The following is a 17,731-nucleotide window of genomic DNA, read 5'->3' on the forward strand; positions in this document are numbered from 1 at the left end:
AACTGCAACTTCATGGCCCATATGCCTTGTAATTCTAACTGCAACAACCTATGTTGCAATTAATTTTTCAATTAACCGGGGACGTGTTCCGGCGTTTCGGAACCTGTCCCCGATGGAAAAAATCTGACAATTCGGTTTTGGCCTTATTTTATGCGGGTTTTGAGACTTTTTTGTCCATTTACGTCGTGTACCTGTGCACCGGAACACGTCCCCGATAAAGCGTATAAGATAGTAATTATTTATAGTTTATAAGGATTTATAGTTGAAACCTATTCTGCTTCGGGGTATAGTATTTGTAGTGTTTTATAGTATGTTTTAAATTTTGTATAGTTTATATTTTGTGTGATAAGTCTGATGGAGGAATGTGTTTATGGAGCTTCGTGTTCTTCAATATTTTCTTGCGATTGCAAGGGAACAGAGTATTGTTCATGCTGCCGAGTCGTTGCATCTTTCACAGCCGACGCTTTCTACGCAGATTAAAAACCTGGAGGATGAGCTTGGTAAGAAACTTTTTATCCGGGGTGGTAAGGGTTCCCGGCGGATTACGCTTACAGAAGAGGGGATGATTCTGCGTAAGCGGGCTGAGGAGATTCTCGAGCTTGTCCGAAAGACGGAGTCTGAGATCTCTGCTTCTGATGATGTTCTGATCGGTGATATTTATATTGGTGCCGGTGAGACTGACGGGATCCGGCTGATTGCGCGGGCGGCAAAGCAGATGCAGTCGCGTTATCCCGGCATCCAGTTTCATATTTCAAGTGGAAATGCTGTGTTTGTGAGAGAGTCTCTTGACAGGGGACTGATTGATTTTGGAATTGTTTTTGGTCCTGTAGATCTGACGAAATATCATGCTTTGAAAGTTCCGGTACGGGATATCTGGGGTGTGCTGATGCGTAAGGATTCGCCTCTTGCCGAGAAGGAATCAATCCGGAGAGAAGATCTCTGGGATCAGCCGTTGATCGTCTCCCAGCAGGAGTCCAACGGCGGCCAGGTGCTGCAGTGGTTGAAGCGGGATCCGGCTGATCTTCGTATTGTAGCCACCTACAATCTGATTTACAATGCTTCCCGGTTGGTCGATGAAGGGCTGGGCTATGCGTTTAGTTTTGACCATCTGATCAATACGACCGGAGACAGTACTCTTTGCTTTCGTCCGCTTGATCCGGCACTGGAGATAGAGATGTCAATTATCTGGAAAAAGTATCAGGTGTTTTCCAAACCGGTGGAAAAATTTATTTCTGTCCTGCGGGAATCTCTTTCTCTGGATGAAGCATAGGTTTCTTCTCCATTTTCCCCGCTTTATTTGACAATTGGATGTATTCTCTTTTATAATATAACTATTACATTTGTAAGATTGAAGGGAGGAATCTGTTATGACCCGTTTGCCGCAAATCTCCGAGGCGGAATTTGAAGTCATGAAAATCGTGTGGCAGCGTGCCCCGGTCAACACAAATGAAATCACGGAATGTCTGGAGAAAACGACATCCTGGAGTCCGAAAACGATTCAGACGCTGATCAAGCGGCTGGTCAACAAAGGTGCTCTGACCTACGAAAAGCAGGGACGTATCTTTGTCTACACTCCTCTGGTCGGAGAAAAAGAATATATCGGACAGGAGAGTTCTTCTTTTCTGAAGCGTTTTTACCATGGGGATCTCACCGAAATGGTTTCCTCTTTCCTGGAGGAGGACCGCCTTTCGGAAGAAGACCTCGATGAACTGCGTGCGCTTTTGTCCGGAACATCAAAAAAAGGAGGCCGCTGATCATGGAACGTTTTATGATACATTTTCTGTTCTGCAGCCTTCTTCTTTGTGGAATCATCGGTATCTTTTTCTTTCTCCGGACAGTATTCAAAACACTGCTTGTCGGACGGATGCGGTACCATCTCTGGCTTGTGCTGCTTATACTGTCTGCCATTCCGTTTCTTCCGGGTCTCCCTTTTAAATTTTCCGGAAATATTTTATGGTCTTTCCTGCCGTCAAACCATTCTTTTTCATTTCATGCTGTATCCGGAACAGGCCAGAATATGCAGCCTTACGTTGCTGCCGCCGGATGGATGAATGATTTCACGGAATCTGTTACACAGAGAACGCCGTCTTCTCTTTGGGGTTTTCTTTTTGCCGTCTGGATTGCCGGCGTCTTTTTTATGGGAATCTTTCTGATCCGTTCTGCACTTCGTCTCCATGCACTGAAAAACGCTTCCCTTCCTTTGCAGCATGAAAAAGCAAAAGCGCTGTATCAGTCGTGTCTGGAGGAACTGCACATCCGGCGGAAGATTCCTGTGTACAGCAATGCCTTTTTAAAGTCTCCGGTTATGGCCGGGGTCATTCGTCCCGGCATTTACCTTCCGATTCACCTGATCTCTGATTATCAGGAAAAGGATCTCCGGTATATTCTGCTTCACGAACTGTTTCATTACCGCCACCGGGATTCACTCATCGGACATCTGATGAATCTTGCGGGTATGGTCTACTGGTTTCATCCGCTGATGCGCCTTTCTCTTCACACCATGCGGGAAGACCGGGAAATTGCCTGCGATGCTTCTGTGCTGTCCCTGCTTGATGAAGCTTCCTATACCGACTATGGGCAGACCCTCATCCGATTTGCCCGGAAAACATCGCTTCATCCGTTTCCTTTTACAGCCGGACTTGGAGAAAATAAAAAACAGATCCGAAAACGGATTCTTTGCATTGCTTCCTACCAGAAGCCTACACCCTGTAGGCGATTCAAAAGCGGGTGCGCCTTTTTCCTGATCTGTCTCCTTTTGTCCGCATCGGTTCCCTTTCTTTCCTCCGATGCAGCGGCAGAAAATGCGGCGCTTCCCGAAAATGGAGCTTCCGGTACTTCATCTTCCCTTTCCGCCTATTTCCAGGGCTATGAGGGATGTTTTGTCCTGTACGATATGGAAGCGGACGACTGGACCATCTACAACGAATCCCTTGCCCGCAGCCGGGTTTCACCGGATTCGACCTATAAGATTTTTGATGCCCTGTTTGCTCTGGAAGAAGGGATAATCACTCCGGAACACAACTTTCTTCCACAGCCGGATGAATCGTATCCATTTGAAGAGTGGAATCAGGATCAGACACTGCAAAGTGCAATGACCTCCTCCGTCAACTGGTATTTTCAGAATCTGGATCATCAGATGGGCGCATCCGTCCTGCGTTCCTACCTGCATCAGATCGGCTATGGAAATGAATCCCTTCAGGGAGATCTTTCTTCTTACTGGATGGAATCTTCTCTGAAAATTTCTCCGGTGGAGCAGGTGCAGCTTCTTGTTTCATTTTATTACAACGACTGGAATTTCGATCCGTCACATATTGAAACGGTCAAAGATGCTATCTGCCTTTCCTCATCTTCGGGAACTGCCCTTTATGGAAAGACGGGAACCGGACAGATAAATGGGCAGAATATCAACGGTTGCTTTGTCGGTTTTGTAGAGTCTTCCGGGCACCCGGTCTTCTTTGCATCAAACCTTCGGGGCAAAGATGCGGCAGGAAGTACGGCGGCGTCCACCACACTCTCTATCTTATCGGATCTGGGGATTTATTCTGATGAATCCCTTTAAATTCACGCAAAATGAAGCGGACAGGAATATTTACTCCCCGTCCGCTTCTTCCCATTGTTTTCCAAACCGGTACTGATATTCCGGTACTTTCGCCAGTTCCTCCTCGGAAATCTCATTTCCCAGATATTGGAATGTCCCGTCATCCGAAAACTGCACGGTGAGTTTATGGGTCATTGCATTGTCATTGCACGCTGCCATGCACACCGCCTGCACCGTCAGTTCCACTATGCCGTCCCCCTTTTCTTCTGCCTTTACAACTTCCGGAATGGAAGTTCCAAACGTAGTCGGAGAATAGTTCCCGGTCCCAAGCCGTACCCACAGATAGGTTCCTGTCTCTGCATCGTATTCTGCACAGGCCCTGAGTTCATCTTTCGTCACCGGAAGATATTCCATGATCAGACTTTCAAATTCTTCCGCCTCGATCCCGTCCGCATACCGGTCATAATCTATGATCGTTCCATATTTCATTTCATAGAATGATTCAAACACTCCATTGTAATCCAGTCTGGAAAGATCGGACGTATTCCAGTTTGAACAAAGTAGATTATTTCCCTGATATCCAAGTGCCAGAACACACTTCCTGGAAAGTTCTCGGTACGTTTCTTCCATGGGCCGGATCCGTATCATGGTGGATGCGTCCACGACTTCCGTAACTTCCGGCGGCTGCGGTGCGCACAGTTCGTAGGAAAGCCATCCTTTTTCCGTGTAGTTCCACCATTTCACCCTTGTATAGGAAGTGGAAGAAATGACAGGTTCCCCGTCACCGCTCCACTCGGAAATGGTATCCACCACATACAGGTTTTCCCCGTCATACTCAAACTCCATCCGGTTCAACCCGCCGCTGGACTTCACCTTATAAAGAACCATCGTTCCCTCTTTTCCATCCTGACAATCTGCCAGAAAGTCTTCCATCGTTTCATAGTTCTCCATTGTCGAATAGGCATCCGCGCCGGTTACCGTCAATCCGTCTTCCTTCAGCACCTCCTTCAGGGCGACAATCTCCTCATCGGATAATACTCCATCGGATGTATTCCCTTTATCCATGTTCTGATACTGACTGGAAATCAGCTCCATTGCCGCACTGCACTCTTCTTCTGCATCTTTCTTCTTTTGGGTATCCAGCGGAAGATTGTATCCCTTTTCCCACTGTTCTGTCTGCTCTGTTGCCTCAGCTTCTTCCCCTTTGCTCTGGCTGTTTCCTTTTCTGTCTCTGCTCAGCATGATGCCGCTCAGACCAATCAGCAGAATCAGGAGAACTATAAGCATAGCATATTTCCTGTAAATTTTTTTACTCCCCATAGTAATGATTCCACTCCTCCTCTGTGAGCCTTGGCTTATACCAGAAACTGGTCATCCCTTCCTCCCTGGAAATCACGCGGTTGGATACATACTGAAAACCCCCGTCTTTCATCGGGCGCACCACCAGTTCACTCTTCATGGCACAGTCCAGCATTTCCATCTCCCATACCGCTTCCACGGTAAGCTGAACCGTTCCATCCTCCAGTTCTTTATATCCGGTCACTTCCGGATACGGCCCGTATGGCGAGCCTCCATCATAACGCCCCCGCGGGCGGTAGAGAAAGGTGCCGCTCTCCGGTTGATACTTCATGTGTTCCCGGATTGTCTGCCTGTCAAAGGAAAAATAACTTTGCAGAACTTCTTCAATTTCTTCTTCCGGCACATGATATTCTGCCCCTTCCTTTGCTTCATATGGAACAATTTCCCCATATTTTGCGCGGCAAAGCCGTTCATACAGATCGTAAAAATCCAGTTCTTTGCTGTCCTGCTCCGTCCAGTCGGTAATCAGCAGATTATTCCGCTCATATCCGACAGATGCGAGATAGGTCTGGTAAGCCTCCCTGCATGTCTGATCCAACGGCTTGACCCGGAAGGCTTTTTGCCCCGGAGCGCCGTCGTATCCCGCCGGACGGGATTCTTCCAAAAACAGATATCCCTTGTCCGTATAATCCCATGAGGCGGCTTCAAATTCATGATAATAATAGACCTCCGGGTTGTCGTTCTCCCACCACAGGGAAGATTCCGTCACATCTATGTTGCCATCCTGGGTCTCCAGATCATAGCGGATCCAGCCTCCTTCGTCCGTTACACTGAAAAACACTGCCGCTGCTTTTTCTCCTTGTTCTGTGTTTTCACAGAAGTCCTCGATCTGTCCGTAATGTACCATGTTGATCTGATTGTCCGTGTCAACTGCCGCATATCCCTGCTCTCCGATGGCCTGTATAATCTGCTTCCGAAATTCAAGCGTATCTTTTCCCCCGCTGTCTTTCTTCTCTTCATAAATCTCCCGGAATCCTTCTGCAAGCTGTTCAGACTCCTTAGAAATTCTCTCTTCTTTTTCCTGTCTTTCTGTTTTTTGCTGATTTTCCTGCTCGTACCCGCCCTCTCTTTCCATGGCAGTACTGCATCCCGCCCCGGCAAACAGAAGAATCCATCCTGCAATCATCCACTTCTTCCAACTCAAGAAATTCTCTCCTTTTTCATCTGTTACCACTGTAAAATATCTTCCCTGAAATACTCAGAATCTATCTGCTTTTCTTCCTTGCTTCTTAATATTACACTTGTAAGATTTCAAAGTCAAGAAGATTCCAACGGGTTGACTACGAATATTTCGCAGCAGCCCATACCTCTTTTAGTCCTCTTCCCTTATTTGGATTACAGGCGTGTTCCTCTCTCCGGTCTGCTTCCGCACCCATTCCCGGATTCTATCCGCGGAGATCCTCTTTTCTCCAAACACTGCCCGGTCCGGCCGGAACAAAATTTCTGTCCCTGGTTCATGATCACACGGCTCACTCATAACCTCGTGCTGCGCGATTCCCCGTATATATTCCTGCCAGAACTCAAAGCCGTCCCGGTAAGTCCTGATCTTCAGTCTTTCACAAAGAGAATTCACTGTCTTCAGGCTATATCCCGCTATCTCCTCTGTCCGCAGACAGGCCGGCCCCGATAATGGATATCCAGAAAAGATCCTGTCCAGCACTTCCCGGTCTTTCTCCGTATTCTGTGTAAGCGGAATTCCCCTCCCATTATCTACAATTCGGACACTGCAATCAGAATGCAGTACTACCTCAATCTTCGTACAGAAACCTTCTTCCGCCTCTTCCAAAGACGTTCTCAGCACTTCAAATATCAGTTCATGCAGACTGTCTCCCAGATCCATCTGTCTTTCTTGTAATTCCATCGCCATCCTCCCATCGTATTCATCCGGAATGCGGTACTGCGGCACCTTATACGAGACAAGATACCGTTTCGCCTTACTTGGTGCCATCCCGAACATGTCTGTAAATGATCTCGTAAAGCCCTCATGCGAGTCAAATCCATATCGAAGCGATACATCCAGCACCTTGTTTCCTTCTGCCAGATCAGCCAGCGCATGCTGTAGTTTTCGGATCCGTATATATCCGGTCACCGAAATTCCCATGATCCTCGAAAACAGTCTGCTGAAATAAAAAGGACTGTAGCCTGCAAGTTCCGCCAGTTCTGCCAGACTGATTTTCTCAGAAATATGTGTATCAATATAATCAAGTACCCTCTCCAGTCCTTCTGTTTCCATCTTCTTTCACCTCCATATTCACGCATGGTCTGGTCTTGCTAATTATTAGTTTACACGATGGGACTCCTTTTTTCTTGACCGGATATGTGCAGTTCCATTTTTATTCTTTGTTCCAGCGAATGCCAATGCTACACAGCAGCAGTGCAAGAACCAGAATCACCGCAAGTGGAATGACGTTCTTCATCCATCCTCCCGCTTCTGTCATCAGGCAATATCCCCATGCAGCCGGAAACGCATTTCCGATGACCTGCAGCGCGTTCGGGAGCAGTTCCTTCGGGAACAAAATGCCTGACAAAAGAATCGACGGAAGAAAGACAAGCATTGACCACATGGAGGTCTTACTCTGATCTTTCACCATCAAACCGATCACGCCTGCCACGCTGATCGTAACAGCAAGAAACAGTACCAGTGAAACCACATATGCAGCCGGATGTTCCGGAAATTCCGCGTCAAAAAACAGTGGCGCAGAAAAAAAGAGAATCATACTCATGCAAAACAAATGTACAAACGCAGAAAGACCTGTCGTAAAGAATCCAAGCCACCCGGGAACACCGTTGGCTTTGTAAACCTGCCGGATCTTACTTCCGTAGATTTCCACAAGAGAAGGTGGAACACCGATGAGCGCACCCATGGAAACGCCAAACACGGTCATGGACTGGATCAGTGTCTCCTTGGCTTCCGGCATGACAGAAGTAAAAATGCCTCCCATCACCGCAAAGAACAGAAGCGGCACCAGATAGCAGGTAAGCAGAAGCGTCCGGCTCCGGATATCCATTTTCCACTGGAGCGAGACTCCGTAAAAGAATGCATTCATCTATCATTCCCCCTTTGTGATTTTCATAAAGTGCTGTTCCAGCGATCCACGGTCCACATGAAGATCCAGAATCGTCGCACTCCTCTTCCGGTACTGTTCCAACAGTTTCATCAGATCTGTTCCAATGTCTTCTGATTCGTACTCTTCCGTACCATGTTCTGTCCGAATCGAAATCCGGTACTGCTTTCCAACCTTTTCACCAAGTTCCTCTACCGTTCCGAGAAATACAAGGCTGCCCCCATTTAAAATCCCAATCCGGTCACAGAGACTTTCCACTTCTGCCATGTCGTGGCTCGTCAATACGATGGTCTTTCCATTTTCCCTCAGCTTTCGGATCAGACCATGAAGTGACACCCGCCCTTCCACATCAAGTCCTGCTGTCGGTTCATCCAGAAACAGGAGATCCGGATCCCGTATCAGGGCAAGTGCCAGGTGGAGCCGCCTCTTCTGTCCCGTTGATAACTGATAATACTGCTTCTTTGCAAATTCCGGAATGCCAAGTTCCTTCAGCATTCCTTCATCCGGCACACAGTGATTCCACTTTGCAAACAGCCGGACCGCCTCCATCGCCCGGATATGCTCCGGCAATGATGCCGACTGCAGCTGAATTCCGGTTTTCCCCCGGACATTGATCTGTCCTTCGTCATATGTTCTCAGCCCCTCGATGCATTCCATGGCCGTCGTTTTACCCGCACCATTTATCCCCAGAATTCCAAAAATTTCCCCCTGATTCACACCAAAATTCAGACCCTTCAACACCGCATGTGTTCCGTAACTTTTCTTTAATCCACAAACCCGTACTGCTTCTGTCATGCGTCTCCCTCCTGAAACGGATTCACCCCCAGACGGGAAAAATACACATCCAGCACCTGTCCGACATACTCATTGGCCATGGCCTGTTTTTCCTGCCATTTCGGATCTGTTCCTTCAAATTTCCCAATTTCCACCAATTTGGAGAGCATACTCAAATCCCCTCCGGTAAATTCCGTGATCATCTTCCAGTAAATCTCGGCAAAGTGCTGTCCCTGCTCGCTGTCGGCCGGAACTTTCGCTATGTAAAGCTGTATTGCTTCCTCCTGAAGCTTTTGAAACCGGTGCATAAAATCCGTTCCGCTTTCCCGGTCAAAGCGGCTTCGGATGTGCTCCAGTGTCTGATCGTCAAAATGCTTGATCAGCCAGTAATACTCATTATTCATCTGCAGGTTTACGATAATATCCGCATACTTTTTGAAATCCACCTCCTGCATCTGAAGCACTTCTTCCCGCAGAATTTCAAGCTCCCTTAATGATTCGGACAGACTTTCGACTTTCCGTCGCACTTCTTCTGCCTGCTGTGCCAGGGCATCCGCCACATCATCCGGCGTATCCAGCGGAATCAGGCGGTTTTTGATATCCTGCAGGGAGAATCCGAGCTGTTTCAAAGATAAAATCTGGTGCAGACGGATTACATCTTTATCTGTATAAAGCCTCCGCCCGCCTTCACTGATGGAAGAAGGCAAAAGCAGTCCTTCTCTGTCATAGTGCTGTAATGTCCGGACTGTGACATTCATCTTCTTTGCCACTTCCCCGATGGTCATAAATCCCTTCGGTACTGCTCTTTGTTTTTCCATGTCCGTGTCACCTCCTGCTCCTAGTATACTTCATGACGTAACGTCACAAGCAAGCCCCTTTAAAAATTTTTTCTTGACCGCAGATCCCGTCTTATGATAGACTGGTGACTCGGAAAATTCAGGTCTTTATTGGAAACGTACATTCTCCCGAATGAATAACGAACAACACGATTTTTCTGCTGATTTATTATTCATTCATAAGGAGGATTTTTTTATGCCAAGAACCAAAAAACAGGAACTCATTTTTTCACTTCTGATGGTATTTTTCATGGTTTATGCCATGGTCTGCTACAATATTGCACTGAACATGGGCGGAATGAATTATGCCGTATTCGGAGCAGCATTTCATGAACTGATCATCATGTACCCGATCGCTTTTCTTCTGGACTTTTTCTTTGTGAGCCACATCGTAAAAAGAACCGCTTTTAAAATCGTAGACCCGGAAAAAGAAAATCCATTTCATCTGGTGCTGGCGATCTCCGCTATTACTGTGATGTGGATGTGTCCGCTGATGAGTCTTGCGGCTACACTGCTGTTCAAAGATGCAGGAATCAACGTGATTCCGGTCTGGATCCAGACCATCGCGATGAATTTCCCGATGGCATTCTTCTGGCAGATGTGCTATGCCGGACCACTGGTAAGATTCCTGTTCAGAAAGATCATGAGACAGTCATAAAACAGAAAAAGGTACTGAGTTCAAAAGAAAACCCAGTACCTTTTTTGCTATTTTACCGGAAACCGCACACAGGACTTTTTCTCCGGACAGTAATTTAAGAATTCACATTTGGGCTTGCAATAATGATCTATAATCAGCTCCCATTCCCCTTCTTGACATTCCCGCCCTGCCGCCGTATAGTCTCTTATAAATACCAGATCATGGAGGAAATCAGCATTGAAACAGAATCAGCATCTTCTGACAATCAGCGAATTTTCCCGTATTTCGGAAGTGAAACGGAAAACACTGATCTTTTACGATACGATCGGCGTCTTCTGCCCCAAATACACTGCCCCAAACGGTTACCGCTACTATGCCCATGAACAGATTTATGTGATCTCAATGATTCAGATTTTAAAAGAACTGGGGATTCCTCTCTCGAAAATCAAAGACTATACAGCTGATATCACACCCGGACATGCCCTGTCCTTTCTGAAAGAACAGCAGCAAAACCTGACTGAAAAAATCCGAAGCCTCCAGTCTGTACAAGGTATGCTGGAGGAACGGCTCGTCCGGCTGGAGGAGGGAACATCCATGGATACCCGTAACGTACAGCTCCTTTCTTTTGAGGAAACACTGATTTTTCAGAGCACACCCTTCGAAGCGGACCGGCAGGCCATTCCGGATGAAATCTGGCTTGATTTCTATCTGCACTGCAAGCAGAACCACGTCACCTTCGGTTATCCCGAAGGTTATCTGACTGCCAGAGAACAGCTCAAAAAACAAGAGACAAAAACTGTCTCCCGAATTGTCGCCTTTGTAAAGGATGCTTCCCTTGCAAACGCCAGCATCCCTGCCGGATTATTTGCGGCCGCCTGCGGTCCGGGTTCTCTGGAGGATACGGATTCCATTTACGAGCGGCTCTTTTCTTTCATTCGTGAAAATCGGCTGGAAATCATCGGAGATGCCTGCGAGGAACGTCTCATTGACGAAGTCGGAAGCTCCGAAAAAAAAGGACAGATTACGAGAGTTCGAATTCCAGTCCGTTGTTTCAAATGATTAGAAACTTCGGGATTCCATTTTCCGGCTCTTTCCACAATAAATGGACGATCCCTTGAAATTTGAGTCTTTTCAGAGTCTCAATCCTTCCTGGAATCGTCCCATCTCTTTAAACATCATGATTTATGCAAAGCATACTACTGAAAAAATGATTGATGCAAACATAAATAAGAGTCCGCCTATTCGCATAAATGCAATATATAAATCCGTTGGTTCTCCATCTTTCACAGTAAAACAATTTTCTATTTTCCAAAGCAGCTTCGGATTGATTAACATAAGCAAGCCTAAAAGGAATAAAATGACCGGCCAGATAAAATTGATATCCTTCATTTCCCACTCTCCCGCAAATGATTGTATTTCTCACAGAAACAGCGCCTACTCCACATTTGAAAGCCTTTCTCCTATACAAAGGTTTATATAAGAAAATTATAATGGATTTCATCATACTGCGTCAACAGGCGGAAATTCTATCTGATTACCTATCTTTTTGTCCGACTATCGTTTCAGCATGGCCGCCATGCCCGGCACGATCTCTTTGATCACAATTCCGGATGTATTGACGCACAGATCGAAATTCAGCTTGTCTCCACATTTGTGTCCGGTATAGAATTCATAATATTTTGCACGCTTTTTATCAATACCGAGGATGTGCTGCTTTAATTCCTTGTCTGTCATCTCTTCCTCTTCCGGAGCCTTCGCACGGCACCTTGCCATCCTGCTTTCCATATCCGCATAGACAAAGATCCGCATCGGCCGGTATTCTTTCAGGATATAATCCGCACACCGCCCGACAATCACGCAGTCCGATTTCAACGCCATCTCTTTGATAATCCGAAACTGTTCCTGAAAGACAGCCATGCTCTGCTCAAACACCGGGCTGACCGCCGGATAAAAGCTCCTTCCGATATGAATCGGGAAAGAAAAGGACGGCCGGTGTTCTATCACCGCCTGAACGTACTGTTCCGACAGGCTGGTGCGGTTCGCAATCTCGGTAATAATCTCCTGATCGTAGTAGGCAATCCCCATCTCCTCGGAGAGCCTCCGGCCAAGTTCGCGCCCGCCGCTTCCAAATTCACGTCCAATCGTAATGATCCGCTTCATACTCATTCCTCCTTCACGCTTAATTTCTTTGTATATTTGATCATCTCACAGATGACATAAACCGCAACTACCAACTCCGTAACCGGCATCGCAAACCAGACGGCATTTCCGCCCGCTGCGGCCGGAAGCACATAGATCAGAATTCCGCTGATGACAAGCCCTCTTGCCACCGAAACGATAAACGCTGTCCTTGGCTGCATCAGAGCCTGGAAATAATAGGTGGAAAAGATATTCAGCGGCAGCAGCAGGAAGGAAATTCCATAGCAACGGAAAATCGTCGGCGCAATCGCAAGAACTTCTTTCGTCGGGCTCATGAAGAAACGGATAAACTGTTCCGGGAAAAAGATGCAGAGCCCCGTCCACAAGATTCCAAAAAAGGCCGCCGTTCCAAGCGCGTACTTGAGCGTCTGGCGGATCCGTCCGCCCTTTCCTGCTCCAAAATTCGTGGAAATGATCGCTGCGAGGCCTGTCCCACACTGTAGGCACAACACTGCGCGAAGGTACTGATATTGACCATCACCCCGTAGACCGCAAGCGCGTTTGTTCCGAGGTAAATCACAATCTGACGGTTGAACAGGATCGTCAGAATTCCCATCGGCACATCGATGAAAAAGGTGGAAAATCCCGTTACCGTAATCTCCTTTAATTTCCACAGAAGCCGCGTCGGCTTCACAAGGCGGAGTGTATTCTTCTTCGTCAGGAAATGGGTCAGCATGACAAGAAAGCTGATGGCAGAGCCGATCGCTGTCGCAAGTCCGGCACCGAACGCACCCATATCACACGCAAACACGAAGAAATAGTCCCCGAAAATATTGAAAATTCCGCCGGCAAGCACGGCTCCGGTAGCAAGGGCCGGATTCTTGTCATTCCGCAGATAGGCCGCCAGCATCTGGTTAAACAGAAAACATGGAATAGCCGTTTTAATCGGGCGCACATATTCTCTTGCAAGTGTCAGCGTATTATCCTGCGCTCCGAATGCAACTAAAAGCTGTCTGTCAAAAAAGATAATTCCCATCCAGACAATTACCGCAAGGATCACCGAGCCGATCACCGATGCCGTGAAATACTCGTTGGATCTTCGTAGTTCTTCCTCACCCCCGCTTTTTCCCCGGATCATACTGAAAAGAACCGATCCGCCGATTCCCATCAGAAGTCCCAGACTGTAAATAATATTCCAGACCGGCGCCACCACCGCAAGGGCAGCCGATCCTTCCGGCCCATGGTACTGCCCCACCATCGCCATGTCAACAATCGAATAGATCGATGTGATGAGGGCACTTCCAAATGCCGCTGCCAGATACTTAAAATAAATCGTTTTGATTTTCCCGTTCAGAAAATCCATCCTCTCATCCCCCTGTTCTGAATTGTATTCTCATGAAAAAAGCCGGATAAGAAACAAGTATCTTAACTCATCTCTTATCCGGCTCATCATTTCCTCTGAATGATTTCCCCTCCGTAGACGGACATTTCAGACCGCCCCTTATCCGGCCGGACACAGTCAGCGCTGTACCAGCCCTCCGAGAAACTGTAAGTAGTTTAACATGGGCGTGGAGGAATTGTCAAATATGGAGCTTCCTGTGTACTTATGAAAATCAAGCTAAAATATTAGCCATCCCTTGCTTTTTTTCCCATTTTAAGCTAATATATTAGCTATGATTAATTACAATTTTTTAACCAAAACACCACGGGAAATCGATCAGCTCATTGCGTCGCGCATCCGCAGCATCCGTAAAAGACGCAAAATTTCACAGAAAAGACTGAGCGAAAAATCAGGAGTAAGCCTGGGGTCTGTGAAGCGGTTTGAGCAAAACGGTGAGATCTCGCTGATTTCCCTCACCAAAATTGCAATCGCACTGGAAATCGAAGGAGAGCTGGAAGACCTGTTTGAGGAAGTTCCTTTTCTCTCTATAGAGGAGGTGGCATATGCCAAAGATTGAGCGTCTTTCCATTTATCTCCGAAATCCATCCTGATACAAAAACGATCCCGGATCCGCCATAACCATTACGGCGAACCCGGGATCTTCATTTTTCTATTCTTACATAAAACTGCTGATCAGTCCAATCAGGGCGAGGCACCAGAGAACTGCGGCTGCCACAAGAAGTGCCGGGCTTGTCCGTTTTTCAACGATGCTTCTTGTCTCTTTGTCATAGAAAAGTTTCATTTCCCTTCCGACTTTGTAGACATTCGGACGGCTGGAATTGTAGCTGCTGAGGAAAATCTTTTCTTTTCCGTCCAGTGTGCACCGGATCAGCGGATAATAAGACTCTACCGGCTTGGAAAACCTTTTATTGTCCCCGGTCCGGTAATAGAGAACATCCACAATTTCTCCCTGAATTTCTGTCAGGTTTCTTCCCCTTTCTTTCATATAAGAGAAAAAGGTAATGCATCCGGCAAGTATAAGAAGTACAGTCAGTACAAGAGATCCTTCTTTCTTCCCCGCATTCTGGTAAACTACCGGAAATACAGCAAGTGCCATCCCGGCGAAAGCTATCAATATGGCAATGCCAAGCGAGATGGATTTATTACTGACCATCGTGATCTGTCCGCCATTTTGCATCAGCTGGATTTCTTCTCCCTTTTCGTACTCTGTTGTACTTTTTATCTTGTGGTTAAATGTCTTATTCTGTGTTCTGCACTGCACCTGAAGTTCATAATAATGCTGGATCAGCCGGTCCTCTTTATCTCTTCGTTCCACCAGCTTTGCATTCAGAACTTTTCCTTTGAAAACCATACCAGGTCTTTTCATTCTGAAATGTCCCCTTATGTTGGTCGTGCCAAGAACAAATACCGCTGCACCGATCAGTACAAGCACGATTGTCTGGTAAGTAAAAGATCCCATAGCCTTTTCTCCTTTGTTATATTTCCGAAAAGAATCCGCCGTCTTTCAGGCATGTCTCATAGGACGTAATCACAGGATATCCGCTTCCGGTTTCCTGCATATCATGTTTCCGGTTTTCCGGCGCCGGATGATACCAGATCCCGTAAAGTCCGCTTTTTTCTGCGCCTTCCACATCCTTTTTCAGGCTATCTCCGATAAAAACACATTCCTCTGCCTTACATCCGGCCTTCTCCACACAGAGCCGGAAAAACTCCGGCGACGGCTTTTCCGCTCCTGCCTCTTCGCTTGTAACGATAAAGGAGAGCTGATCCAGCACGCCCAGCTTCTCCAGCTTTTTGAACTGGATGTATGCTGTCATATCCGAGCCGATCCCGATCCGGATTCCCCTGCTGCCAAGATCAAGAATAAGATCCTTAAGCCCCGGTTCCGGCTCCATCACAGCCAGAAGTGTATCCCAGTATGTATGATACATCTCCAGCGCTTTGGTCAGATCTACGTTTTTCATGGATTCCAGAAAGGTCTGGAACCGGATCAGCCGGTTGTGTATCGCTGAGGAATTCGTTCCAAGGCGGTCCAGGATGAGCTTCTGTGCTGCAGAAAGCCCTTCCTTCATGGAACCCGGTTCGAGAGAGAGTGCTTGATTCCCATACCGGAAAAGCGCCTCCATTGCTGCTGCATGCGCGCGGTCAAAATTATACATGGTATTATCGATATCAAAGATCACTGCCCGGATCATCCTGCCTCGCCTCGTTTCCTTTTCATTTTTTCCTTTTAGTTCTGTCCATAATATGCGTTTGCGCCGTGTTTTCTGTAGTAATGTTTATCCTGAAGATCCTGCGGTGCCGGTTTCACATCCGGATTGATCATCTCACAGCGGGCTGCCATCTTGGCAACTTCTTCCAGAACAACGGCGTTATGTACCGCCTCGTGGGCATCCTTGCCCCATGTAAACGGTCCGTGGTTCTTGCAGAGTACAGCCGGAACCGCCTCGTAATCTTTGTCTTTGAATGTATCGACAATCAAAAGTCCGGTATTTTTCTCATACTCATCAAATTCTTTGCCTTCCAGGCAGCGCGCGCATGGAATTTCACCATACATATAGTCTGCATGTGTTGTTCCATAACAAGGAATTCCTCTTCCCGCCTGCGCCCAGCTTGTTGCCCACGGAGAATGGGTATGAACAACACCTCCGATGTTCGGGAATGCTTTATAAAGCTCCAGGTGTGTCGCTGTGTCGGAAGAAGGATTATATTTTCCTTCAATTTTGTTTCCTTCCAGATCCATCACAACCATATCTTCCGGTTTCAGTTTGTCATAATCCACACCGCTTGGCTTAATTACAAAATACCCGCTTTCCCGGTCGATGGCACTTACATTGCCCCATGTAAATGTAACCAGCCCATATTTCGGGAGATCCATATTTGCTTCATAAACAACCTGTTTTAATTCTTCCAGCATTTCTTATTCCTCCGTAATCGTATATAATGCTACTTCGTCAATCTCGCGGTTTGTCGATACCAGCATATCTTTTCCATCTTTCACGTAGTGATATACATTGGCTGAACCACAGTCATGATCAATATATTCTACCTCATAGGATCCTTTTTCCCTGTTATAGAAGAAAGCCATCAGATCCCGTTTTCCTTTGCGGTGTCCCGTCACAAATGCCGGTTTCCCGCAGAGGGTTCCACCGTAAATAGAATGAAGGAATTCGCAGTCTTCACCGAATTCATAGACCATCTGATAAGCACCGTCCACCTTTTTGTAGAAGCGGATCTTCTCACCATGGAATGGTGCAATGGCAGCGATCTCTTTTACTCCGTCCCCGTCAAAGTCTACCATGACAGCATCGCTGGCCGCATCGGTCGTCAGGGTACGGATCTCCCATTCACTGTCCGGATCTGCCGGCGGAACAAACTGATAAATACCGTTGTCACAGGAGATGACACTTGTCTGGACTCCTCCATCCTCCACTCTGTAGTAGCCATGGTTTTTCAGCATATTGTCTTTTAAAACAGTCAGCTCCAGCTGATGTTCTTCATCGAATCCGCTTAAATCCTCCGGCAGAACTGCGACATAAACCTTGCCCGGAAATCTCCAGTCATCTTTGTATTCATAGCCGGACTTCAGAGCGCACGCAATCAGATATCTGACTCCGCCACGTTCCAGAATATCGAAGCGATGAACAAACGGAAGGTCTACCAGCGTTTTTACCTCCCAGTTTCCGTTTCCGTCCGGAGTTACTTTCACGATTTTTGCCTCTTTGGAATCGTTCGGAGAGTAAAATTTATGTGTTGCAAGAAACTGTCCGTCTGTTCCCGGTACCTGTACCATTGTCATAACTCCGCCCGGCTCTTCCCAGACAACTTCTTCCTGATTTCCTTCCATATCGAAAAGAAGACATTTATCTACTTTCTCAGCCGCAACAAGGAAATGCTCTTTCCCTTTATAAAAAAGCGGCGCAATTGAATAACACTTTGTTAAATTTGAAATTACTTTTTTCTCTACTCTGATCATGCTTT

The 17,731-nt window shown here is 46.9% G+C and carries 19 protein-coding genes and 1 pseudogene; 6 read left to right on the forward strand and 14 right to left on the reverse strand.

From position 1 onward, the window contains the following. Window positions 1–370 precede the first annotated feature (370 nt). From FGQ85_RS13330 to FGQ85_RS13340, 3 genes are all read left to right on the forward strand, one after another. Window positions 371–1,270: a LysR family transcriptional regulator gene (locus tag FGQ85_RS13330; RefSeq protein WP_087167003.1), complete on the forward strand. Its 900-nt coding sequence runs from the start codon at window positions 371–373 to the stop codon at window positions 1,268–1,270. 97 nt (window positions 1,271–1,367) lie between these two features. Beyond that, entirely contained in the window at window positions 1,368–1,754 is a 387-nt protein-coding gene (locus FGQ85_RS13335) for a BlaI/MecI/CopY family transcriptional regulator (protein WP_087167002.1), read from the forward strand. 2 nt (window positions 1,755–1,756) lie between these two features. Then, complete coding sequence (locus FGQ85_RS13340) at window positions 1,757–3,559, forward strand: BlaR1 family beta-lactam sensor/signal transducer (protein WP_138373704.1); 1,803 nt, start codon at window positions 1,757–1,759, stop codon at window positions 3,557–3,559. A gap of 30 nt (window positions 3,560–3,589) precedes the next feature. Here the strand turns inward: FGQ85_RS13340 and FGQ85_RS13345 are convergent, their stop codons facing one another. From FGQ85_RS13345 to FGQ85_RS13370, 6 genes are all read right to left on the reverse strand, one after another. Continuing rightward, window positions 3,590–4,825: a DUF6070 family protein gene (locus FGQ85_RS13345; RefSeq protein ID WP_138373705.1), complete on the reverse strand. Its 1,236-nt coding sequence runs from the start codon at window positions 4,823–4,825 to the stop codon at window positions 3,590–3,592. Between the two features lie 22 nt (window positions 4,826–4,847). Next, the gene (locus tag FGQ85_RS13350; RefSeq protein WP_243128566.1) at window positions 4,848–6,041 is read right to left on the reverse strand and encodes a DUF6070 family protein; all 1,194 of its coding nucleotides are present in this window, start codon (window positions 6,039–6,041) and stop codon (window positions 4,848–4,850) included. A 168-nt stretch (window positions 6,042–6,209) separates the two neighbouring features. Then, window positions 6,210–7,130, reverse strand: coding sequence for a helix-turn-helix domain-containing protein (locus tag FGQ85_RS13355; RefSeq protein ID WP_138373706.1), 921 nt, complete (start codon window positions 7,128–7,130; stop codon window positions 6,210–6,212). A 100-nt stretch (window positions 7,131–7,230) separates the two neighbouring features. After that, window positions 7,231–7,944, reverse strand: a complete 714-nt coding sequence (locus FGQ85_RS13360; protein ID WP_138373707.1) for an ABC transporter permease — start codon at window positions 7,942–7,944, stop codon at window positions 7,231–7,233. A 3-nt stretch (window positions 7,945–7,947) separates the two neighbouring features. Then, window positions 7,948–8,757, reverse strand: coding sequence for an ABC transporter ATP-binding protein (locus FGQ85_RS13365; RefSeq protein WP_138373708.1), 810 nt, complete (start codon window positions 8,755–8,757; stop codon window positions 7,948–7,950). Then, window positions 8,754–9,554, reverse strand: coding sequence for a MerR family transcriptional regulator (locus FGQ85_RS13370; protein ID WP_138373709.1), 801 nt, complete (start codon window positions 9,552–9,554; stop codon window positions 8,754–8,756). Before FGQ85_RS13370 ends, FGQ85_RS13365 begins: the two co-directional genes overlap by 4 nt. 214 nt (window positions 9,555–9,768) lie before the next feature. Between FGQ85_RS13370 and FGQ85_RS13375 the strand changes: the two genes are divergently transcribed. Further along, on the forward strand, window positions 9,769–10,230 hold the full coding sequence (locus FGQ85_RS13375) for a DUF2798 domain-containing protein (RefSeq protein WP_138373710.1): 462 nt from the start codon (window positions 9,769–9,771) through the stop codon (window positions 10,228–10,230). A gap of 216 nt (window positions 10,231–10,446) precedes the next feature. Continuing rightward, on the forward strand, window positions 10,447–11,268 hold the full coding sequence (locus FGQ85_RS13380; protein WP_162610121.1) for a MerR family transcriptional regulator: 822 nt from the start codon (window positions 10,447–10,449) through the stop codon (window positions 11,266–11,268). A 123-nt stretch (window positions 11,269–11,391) separates the two neighbouring features. On the opposite strand, the gene FGQ85_RS13385 is transcribed toward FGQ85_RS13380, so the two are convergent. From FGQ85_RS13385 to FGQ85_RS19210, 4 genes and pseudogenes are all read right to left on the reverse strand, one after another. Continuing rightward, window positions 11,392–11,598, reverse strand: coding sequence for a DUF6199 family natural product biosynthesis protein (locus FGQ85_RS13385; protein WP_087166993.1), 207 nt, complete (start codon window positions 11,596–11,598; stop codon window positions 11,392–11,394). A gap of 165 nt (window positions 11,599–11,763) precedes the next feature. After that, complete coding sequence (locus FGQ85_RS13390; protein WP_087166992.1) at window positions 11,764–12,369, reverse strand: cytidylate kinase-like family protein; 606 nt, start codon at window positions 12,367–12,369, stop codon at window positions 11,764–11,766. Between the two features lie 2 nt (window positions 12,370–12,371). Next, window positions 12,372–13,022 (reverse strand): MATE family efflux transporter, encoded by a 651-nt coding sequence (locus FGQ85_RS19205; RefSeq protein WP_347563104.1) that lies wholly within the window; start codon window positions 13,020–13,022, stop codon window positions 12,372–12,374. Window positions 13,023–13,225: 203 nt separating this feature from the next. After that, window positions 13,226–13,711: pseudogene (locus FGQ85_RS19210) on the reverse strand (MATE family efflux transporter); the annotation flags it as partial. Between the two features lie 310 nt (window positions 13,712–14,021). Here FGQ85_RS19210 and FGQ85_RS13400 point away from each other — a divergent pair. Continuing rightward, window positions 14,022–14,306, forward strand: a complete 285-nt coding sequence (locus FGQ85_RS13400) for a helix-turn-helix domain-containing protein (RefSeq protein WP_087166991.1) — start codon at window positions 14,022–14,024, stop codon at window positions 14,304–14,306. 99 nt (window positions 14,307–14,405) lie between these two features. Here the strand turns inward: FGQ85_RS13400 and FGQ85_RS13405 are convergent, their stop codons facing one another. The 4 genes from FGQ85_RS13405 to FGQ85_RS13420 are packed head-to-tail and all read right to left on the reverse strand — an operon-like array spanning window position 14,406 to window position 17,726. Then, a complete protein-coding gene (locus tag FGQ85_RS13405; RefSeq protein WP_087166989.1) occupies window positions 14,406–15,209 on the reverse strand; it encodes a hypothetical protein in 804 nt (267 codons plus the stop codon). Window positions 15,210–15,225: 16 nt separating this feature from the next. Continuing rightward, a complete protein-coding gene (locus FGQ85_RS13410) occupies window positions 15,226–15,945 on the reverse strand; it encodes an HAD family hydrolase (RefSeq protein ID WP_087166988.1) in 720 nt (239 codons plus the stop codon). 35 nt (window positions 15,946–15,980) lie between these two features. Beyond that, entirely contained in the window at window positions 15,981–16,667 is a 687-nt protein-coding gene (locus FGQ85_RS13415; protein ID WP_087166987.1) for an L-ribulose-5-phosphate 4-epimerase, read from the reverse strand. Between the two features lie 3 nt (window positions 16,668–16,670). After that, window positions 16,671–17,726 carry a hypothetical protein gene (locus FGQ85_RS13420; protein WP_087166986.1) on the reverse strand — a complete coding sequence of 352 codons (1,056 nt, stop codon included), beginning with the start codon at window positions 17,724–17,726 and terminating at the stop codon, window positions 16,671–16,673. Between the last annotated feature and the right edge of the window lie 5 nt (window positions 17,727–17,731).

Origin of the sequence: Pseudoflavonifractor sp. BSD2780061688st1 E11, assembly GCF_005844125.1 — a bacterium.
GTDB lineage: Bacteria > Bacillota > Clostridia > Lachnospirales > Lachnospiraceae > Sellimonas > Sellimonas catena.

Coding starts and splice junctions, on each gene's coding strand:
- FGQ85_RS13365 (WP_138373708.1), bottom strand. CDS start 8,757: ATGACAGAAGCAGTACGGGTTTGTGGATTAAAGAAAAGTTACGGAACA.
- FGQ85_RS13420 (WP_087166986.1), bottom strand. CDS start 17,726: ATGATCAGAGTAGAGAAAAAAGTAATTTCAAATTTAACAAAGTGTTAT.
- FGQ85_RS13385 (WP_087166993.1), bottom strand. CDS start 11,598: ATGAAGGATATCAATTTTATCTGGCCGGTCATTTTATTCCTTTTAGGC.
- FGQ85_RS13405 (WP_087166989.1), bottom strand. CDS start 15,209: ATGGGATCTTTTACTTACCAGACAATCGTGCTTGTACTGATCGGTGCA.
- FGQ85_RS13400 (WP_087166991.1), top strand. CDS start 14,022: ATGATTAATTACAATTTTTTAACCAAAACACCACGGGAAATCGATCAG.
- FGQ85_RS13375 (WP_138373710.1), top strand. CDS start 9,769: ATGCCAAGAACCAAAAAACAGGAACTCATTTTTTCACTTCTGATGGTA.
- FGQ85_RS13415 (WP_087166987.1), bottom strand. CDS start 16,667: ATGCTGGAAGAATTAAAACAGGTTGTTTATGAAGCAAATATGGATCTC.
- FGQ85_RS13410 (WP_087166988.1), bottom strand. CDS start 15,945: ATGATCCGGGCAGTGATCTTTGATATCGATAATACCATGTATAATTTT.
- FGQ85_RS13370 (WP_138373709.1), bottom strand. CDS start 9,554: ATGGAAAAACAAAGAGCAGTACCGAAGGGATTTATGACCATCGGGGAA.
- FGQ85_RS13390 (WP_087166992.1), bottom strand. CDS start 12,369: ATGAAGCGGATCATTACGATTGGACGTGAATTTGGAAGCGGCGGGCGC.
- FGQ85_RS13345 (WP_138373705.1), bottom strand. CDS start 4,825: ATGCTTATAGTTCTCCTGATTCTGCTGATTGGTCTGAGCGGCATCATG.
- FGQ85_RS13340 (WP_138373704.1), top strand. CDS start 1,757: ATGGAACGTTTTATGATACATTTTCTGTTCTGCAGCCTTCTTCTTTGT.
- FGQ85_RS13335 (WP_087167002.1), top strand. CDS start 1,368: ATGACCCGTTTGCCGCAAATCTCCGAGGCGGAATTTGAAGTCATGAAA.
- FGQ85_RS13330 (WP_087167003.1), top strand. CDS start 371: ATGGAGCTTCGTGTTCTTCAATATTTTCTTGCGATTGCAAGGGAACAG.
- FGQ85_RS13355 (WP_138373706.1), bottom strand. CDS start 7,130: ATGGAAACAGAAGGACTGGAGAGGGTACTTGATTATATTGATACACAT.
- FGQ85_RS13360 (WP_138373707.1), bottom strand. CDS start 7,944: ATGAATGCATTCTTTTACGGAGTCTCGCTCCAGTGGAAAATGGATATC.